The organism is Clostridium tunisiense TJ (assembly GCF_000300195.1).
Taxonomy (GTDB): domain Bacteria; phylum Bacillota; class Clostridia; order Clostridiales; family Clostridiaceae; genus Clostridium_J; species Clostridium_J tunisiense.
Genome location: NZ_AMQH01000060.1, coordinates 1 through 216, shown reverse-complemented (window position 1 = coordinate 216; position 216 = coordinate 1). Strand labels below are relative to the sequence as shown.

General features: G+C 33.8%; 1 protein-coding gene. It reads right to left on the bottom strand.

Annotation, left to right across the window (positions count from 1 at the left end):
* On the bottom strand, positions 1 to 216 hold a 216-nt coding region (locus C661_RS22540), incomplete at both ends, for a hypothetical protein (protein ID WP_041877995.1).

The following is a 216-nucleotide window of genomic DNA, read 5'->3' as shown; positions in this document are numbered from 1 at the left end:
GTTGTATTAGCTACACTACCGCGTCCATCGTACAAGTAGAATAATGGATCAGTCTTAGCATCACTATTTGGCGATAGTTTATCTACTGATATTCTATCTAGACCATAAGTATAGGCATTAGTATAGTTTCCATTTGCATCTGATGTCATCAGTACTTCTGGATTTTCTAGTGATACATCATTGATATAATTTATTATCTCATAATTTTCTGGAGTG